Genomic DNA, 6185 nt, shown 5'->3' on the forward strand with positions numbered 1-6185 from the left:
CCGGTCGGCGAGGCGACCCGGGTCAGGTGCGCGGACCCCGCGCTCGCGGGAGCCTACGGACGGGAACTGACCGCCCGCCGGCTGCTGTCCACGGCCCGCACCCTGTGCCGCCCCGTCACCTGGCCCGACCCGGTCACCGGGCGCCTGCGGACGACGCTGGTGGCCGGGGCGCGGGTGACGCTGGGCGAGGGCACCGCGCCGGTGCTGCTGCTCGGCGAGTGGACCGACCCGCGCGAGCGGCCCCGGCACTACTGGATCAGCCGGCTGGACCGCACCCCGCTGCCCGCCCAGCTGCGTCTGGCCCGGCTGACCCGGACCGTGGACGCCGACTTCGCGGGCATCTCGCTGCCGGTGGGCCTGACCGACTTCAGCGGCCGCTCGTACGCGGGCTGGCACCGCCACACCACGCTCGCCTCCGTGGCCCACGCGGTGCGCGTGCTCAGCGGGCAGGCCGCCGGTCAGCGCACGGCGTGCCCGGCCTGAGCGGCGCGGTCCCCGGTCAGCAGGGCGCGGGTGCGCTGCAGTTGCAGGGCCAGTTGGACCTGGAGGGCGCGGGACGGTTTCTGCCAGCCCTCGCCGAGCAGTTCGGTGATCCGCTCCAGCCGGCGGGAGACGGTGTTGGGGTGCACGTGCAGCACCTCGGCCGCCCGTGACGGACTGGACGCGGACGCGAAGTAGGCCTCCAGGGTGGCCACCAGGTCGGTGTACTGCTGCTCGTCGTAGTCCAGCACGGGTCCGATGGCGGCGCTGATGAACGACCTGACGTCGGGCTGGTCGGACAGCAGCAGCCCCAGGAAGCCCAGGTCGTCGGGGGACGCGGCGGCTCCGGGTCCCATCAGCCGGGCCACGGCGTCCAGGCAGCGGCGGGCCTCCTGGTAGGCGGCGGCGATCGCGGTGGGACTGGTGACCGGACGGGCCGAACCGACCGTGACCACACCGTGCAGCGCCTCGGACAGCTCCTTGGACACCACGTGCGCGACCGGTCCCGGGTCGTCGCCCGGCAGGAGCAGCACGACGTGGTCGCCGTCGAGGTGGCGCAGGCCGTGCTGGCGGTGCGTGTAGGAGGAGGCCCATGCGGCGACCCGCCCGCGCAGACCGGTGCCCTTCTCCAGCCGGGCGACCACGACGACGTGCGGCGAGTCCAGGTCGAGGTCCAGCCGGCGGGCCTGCTCGGCGATCTGCTCGGGCGGCGCGGGGGTGCCGCGCAGCAGGCGGCGGAAGAACTCGTCGCGCAACTGTCCCTGGGTGGCGGCGACTCCGTCCGGGATCAGCATCGCCACGGCCGCGGTCCGGGCGGCCAGCGCGAGCAGGCGCACCTGCTGGTCGTCGGCGGGCTCCGGGGTGACCAGGGCCAGCGAGCCCAGCAGCCGGTCGCCGGCGCCGACCGAGGCGACCCAGACCCGGCCCTCCCCGCTGCGGGTCGCGGCGGGCCGGCCCTCGGCATGCGCGTCCAGCAAGGCGGTGTGCAGTTCGTCCCGGTCCGGCTCGGGCGCCGTACCGGCGGAACCGGCCAGGACGCGGCCGGCGGTGTCCCGCACCAGCAGCGCGCCGCCCAGCCCGGTGGCGGCCTCGGCGGTCAGGGCGCTCAGCCCGCCGCCGCGCAGCACCAGGTCGAGCAACCGGCCGTGGTGCTCGACCAGGTGCTGGACGGTCGCCGAGGAGATCCGGGCCCGGGTGCTGTCCTGCGCCAGCTCCACCACCTCGTGCCGGGCGTGTTCCAGCAGGCGCGCCTTCTCGATGGCCACGGCGGCCAGGTCGGCCAGCGAGCTCATCAGCGAGACCTCGTCCGGGGTGAAGTGCCTGACCCGGCGGTCGGCCACGTACAGCACGCCGAGCCGGGTGCCCTCGTGCTGCAACGGGACCGCCATCACGGCTTGCAGGCCCTCGGCCCGTACGACCTCGTCGATGACCGGGGAGTGCGTGAAACCGTCGTCGTTGAGGTAGTCGGCCGACCAGAACGGCGCCCAGCCCTGCGCCGCCCGCCGTCCGACCCCGCCGGACATCGGCACGCTGAAGCCGATCGTGAGCGCGGTGGCGTGCCCGTCGGCCGCGCGCACCCGGGAGCACTCGTGTTCCAGGTCGTCGAAGGTCACCCACGACATGTCGAGGGCCAGCAGCAGCCGGGCGCGCCGGGTGATGAGTTTCAGCAGCGCGTCGACGTCGTACGGCAGGGTCAGGTCGCGCGCGGTGTCCACCAGCGCGGCGAGCCCGGCCTCGCGCTGCTGGCGTCGTTCGAACAGCGCGTGGATGCCCAGACTGAGGTCGACGGCCTTGGACAGCCGGGCCAGTTCGCGCTCGGACACACCGGCGGCGCGGGCCCTGCGGATCAGATCCGTCAGCGCCGACGCGGGCGCCTCTCTCTTGAGCAGCTCAAGTATCTCCAGCGCCTCATCGGCCACTGGTCCCCCCGACACTTCGGCAGTCGACTGTTGGCTACCCGGTCACTCGGGCCAGGCGAACCTCGGACCGTCAGCAGTATTTCCCCGGGCCATTCGGCGGTCAACCAGGAGCCGGCCGGTGCGAACCGGGCGGACGGCCCGCGGGCTCCGCGCGACGGGCCGCGGCACCCGGGCCCGCGGTGTGGCGGCGCCACCACCCCGAGCGGACAGGGTGTCACCGGGACACCTTCTGGAAGGACCCGTTCCGCGGCGACTCTGCACACCGACTACCACGCCGATGTGAGGAGTCTCATGTCCCGCCTGCAGAGCTACGAGCGATCCCTCGAGCGCAGCCGCCTGTCCGCCACCCGCACGGACCGGCCCCGCGTCTTCCCGTTGTGCGGACTCGAATGGGACCTGCTGGACGACGTCTTCGCCCCCGTCTACTCCCCGTCCACGGGTGTGGCCCTGGAACTGCTGGGTCTCAACCGGCGGCCGCCCGTCCCGCGCACCGGCTCCTTCCTGGAGATCGGCTGCGGTACGGGCGTCATCGCCGTGATGGGCGCCCTGGCCGGCTACGACCGGGTCGTCGCCTCCGACATCAACCGCCGGGCGGTCGCGAACACCGCGGCCAACGCCGAACGCCACGGTGTCACCGACCGCTTGCGCGTGGTGCACGGGGACCTGTTCTCCGGCCTGGACGAGACGGACCGCTTCGACGTCGTCTTCTGGAGTTCCAACTACGTCCTCGGGCCCGACACCTACCAGTACCGCTCCGTCCACGAGCGCGCCTACGTCGACCCGGGCTACCGGGCCCACCGCCGCTACCTCCAGCAGGCTCCGCACCACACCGCGCCGGGCGGCCGGACCCTGCTGCACTTCAGTGACCGCGGCGACCTGGCGGAGCTGCACCGCATCGCCGAGGACTGCGGCCGCCGGCTCAGCGTCCTGGACAGCTGCCGGGTGCGCGAGGGTGAGTACGGCGACGACATGGTCGAGCACATGCTGATCCGGATCGAGCAGAGCGGCAACTGACCACCCACACCGCACCGTCCAGGGGGAGACTCAGCGTGCGCACGCTACTCGTCGACAACTACGACTCGTTCACGTACAACCTCTTCCACCACCTGACCGAGGTGAACGGCCGCGAGCCGGAGGTCGTCCGCAACGACGACCCGCACTTCCGCCCGGCGCACCTCGCCGCCTTCGACAACGTGGTCCTCTCGCCCGGCCCAGGGCACCCCGCACGGGCCGCCGACTTCGGCGTCTGCGCCGGGATCGTCACCGAGGCCACGGTGCCGGTCCTCGGCGTCTGCCTGGGCCACCAGGGCATCGCCCTGCTGCACGGCGCGACCGTCGGCCGGGCGCCCGAACCCCGGCACGGCCGCACGTCACCGGTCCTGCACGACGGCACGGACCTGTTCGCCGGCGTGCCCAGCCCGTTCCGGGCGGTCCGCTACCACTCGCTGACCGTGACGGACCTGCCGGCCTGTCTGGAACCCACGGCGTGGACCCCGGACGGCATCCTGATGGGCCTGCGCCACCGCACGCGTCCGCAATGGGGCCTGCAGTTCCACCCCGAGTCGGTCCTCAGCGACCACGGTCGCACGCTCCTGCGCAACTTCGCCGCCCTGACCCGCTCCCACCGGTCGGCCACCGCGGTCTCCCGCCACCCCTCGACCGCCCCCCGCGCGGCCACGGCCCCGGCCGGCCCCGCCCCGCTCCCCGCCGCCCCCGCCGGCCCCACCCCTCCGGCCACCCGTCGCCTGCGCGTGCTCACCCGGCGGCTGCGCACCCGCTGGGAGGACGAGGTCGTCTACGACCGCCTCTTCCGCGGCGGCGACCACGCCTTCTGGCTGGACAGCAGCCGGCCCGACGGCCACCGGGGCCGGTTCTCGGTGATGGGGGACGCCGGCGGACCGCTGGCCCGGGTGGTCACGGCCGACGTCAGCAGCGGAACCGTCCGGGTGCGCTCCGCCCAGGGCGGGCACCCCGTCGAGGACATCAGCGGCGGAACGTTCCTGCAGTGGCTGGACCGCGACCTCCGCTCCCTGCGCGTCGACCTCCCGGACCTGCCCTGCGACTTCGCCCTCGGCTGGGTCGGCTACCTCGGCTACGAACTCAAGGCCGAGTGCGGCGGTGACCTCGCCCACCACGCGCCCGACCCGGACGCCACCCTGGTCTTCGCCGACCGCGCGCTGGTCCTGGACCACGCGACGGGCACGACGTACCTGCTGGCCCTGGCGGAGGACGGCGTGGCCGGCTCCGCGGGGGCCGCGCACGCCTGGCTGGCCCGCACCGCCCACCGCCTGGCCGGCCTGGCCGGCGTCACCGCGTCCGCCCCCGAAGCCCCCACCGCGACCGGCGGGATCACCCTGCGCCACGACCACGACACCTACCTGCGCCTCATCGCGGCCTGCCAGGAACAGATCGCCGCGGGCGAGACCTACGAGGTGTGCCTGACGAACATGGCCGAGGCACGGACCTCCCTCGACCCGTGGCAGGCGTACCGGCTGCTGCGCCGCACCAGCCCCGCCCCCTTCGCGGCGCTGCTGCAGTTCGGCCCGGCGTCCGTGCTGAGCACGTCCCCGGAACGCTTCCTGCGCGTCACCCGGGACGGCACGCTGGAGTCCTCCCCGATCAAGGGCACCCGTCCGCGCGGCACCACACCCGAGCAGGACGCCGAGCTGATCGCGGACCTGCGCCGCGACGAGAAGGACCGCTCGGAGAACCTGATGATCGTCGACCTGGTCCGCAACGACCTCGGGCGCTGCGCGGTCCCCGGCTCGGTCCGGGCCGAGGACATCTTCCAGGTCGAGACCTACGCCACCGTCCACCAGCTGGTCAGCACCGTGACCGCCCGGCTGCGCCCCGGGGCGTCCGCCGTGGACTGCGTCCGCGCGGCCTTCCCGCCCGGCTCGATGACCGGCGCGCCCAAGATCCGCACCATGCGCGTCCTCGACGAGCTGGAGGCCGGCCCGCGCGGCGTCTACTCCGGCGCCATCGGCTACTTCTCGCTCTCCGGCGCGGCCGACCTGAGCGTCGTCATCCGCACCGCCCGGATCACCGGGGACCGGGTGACCTACGGCGTGGGCGGCGCCGTCGTCGCCCTGTCGGACCCCGAGGGCGAGTACGAGGAGACGGCGGTCAAAGCGGCCCCGCTGACCACCCTCACCGGCGCCCGCTTCCCGGACCGGACGCGCCGCCGGATCCCCTCCTAGGGCCTGCCGGGTCAGGACGACACGGCGGTCCGCAGCTCCCAGCCGTGGCGGAGACGCTCCAGTTCCCTGTGCTCCGCCACGGCCGCGGCCTCGCCCAGGTCCACCCCGAGGCGCTCCAGGACGGTGAAGGCCTCCCGGGCGGCCAGGTGCTTGCCCAGCAGGGTGTCGCCGCGCAGCGGACCGAGCCGGGCCGCCCGCTCCAGCTCCTGCGGCGACAGCGCCAGCGCGGTGTTGGAACCCACCAGCCCGGCGGCGTCCTCCGCCCGGCCCCCGGTCCACAGCAGCCGGGGCGGCAGCGCGCCGTCGGCCCTGAGGACCCGCCACCAGTCCCCGGCCAGCCGTTGCTCACGCAACCGGAACAGCAGCCTGGCCAGGGCCCGTCCCGCGGTGCCGTCGGGCAGGGCCGCGGGTGTGGCCCCGGACCGGGCGAGGCGGGCGTCGGCCTCCGCGTCGAGCAGGCCCACCGGGCAGGAGACGGCGACCAGCACGTCCCCCAGCCGCACCCCGGCGGCCAGGGCCCGCTCCATGCCCTCGACGTACGCGTCCAGGACGTCGGCGCACCGCTCCTCGCTCAGCACCAGGGACG

The 6185-nt window shown here is 74.7% G+C and carries 5 protein-coding genes; 3 read left to right on the forward strand and 2 right to left on the reverse strand.

The annotated features are described in order from the left end of the window. A partial coding sequence (locus IE312_RS35710; RefSeq protein ID WP_502267007.1) for a transposase family protein occupies positions 1-483 on the forward strand: 483 nt, incomplete at its 5' end. Here IE312_RS35710 and IE312_RS35715 read toward each other — a convergent pair. Next, complete coding sequence (locus IE312_RS35715) at positions 459-2399, reverse strand: helix-turn-helix domain-containing protein (RefSeq protein WP_229900845.1); 1941 nt, start codon at positions 2397-2399, stop codon at positions 459-461. The two genes, IE312_RS35710 and IE312_RS35715, sit on opposite strands and share 25 nt — an antisense overlap. A gap of 291 nt (positions 2400-2690) precedes the next feature. Between IE312_RS35715 and IE312_RS35720 the strand changes: the two genes are divergently transcribed. Together IE312_RS35720 and pabB are read left to right on the forward strand one after the other, a co-directional pair. Beyond that, entirely contained in the window at positions 2691-3413 is a 723-nt protein-coding gene (locus IE312_RS35720) for a methyltransferase domain-containing protein (protein ID WP_189986491.1), read from the forward strand. A gap of 35 nt (positions 3414-3448) precedes the next feature. Then, entirely contained in the window at positions 3449-5599 is a 2151-nt protein-coding gene (gene pabB, locus IE312_RS35725; RefSeq protein ID WP_189986492.1) for an aminodeoxychorismate synthase component I, read from the forward strand. Between the two features lie 11 nt (positions 5600-5610). On the opposite strand, the gene IE312_RS35730 is transcribed toward pabB, so the two are convergent. Continuing rightward, the coding region (locus tag IE312_RS35730; protein WP_502267008.1) for a beta/alpha barrel domain-containing protein at positions 5611-6185 on the reverse strand (575 nt) is incomplete at its 5' end.

The sequence above is a fragment of the Streptomyces capoamus genome, from assembly GCF_014654935.1.
GTDB classification, from domain to species: domain Bacteria; phylum Actinomycetota; class Actinomycetes; order Streptomycetales; family Streptomycetaceae; genus Streptomyces; species Streptomyces capoamus.

Coding starts and splice junctions, on each gene's coding strand:
- IE312_RS35720 (WP_189986491.1), top strand. CDS start 2,691: ATGTCCCGCCTGCAGAGCTACGAGCGATCCCTCGAGCGCAGCCGCCTG.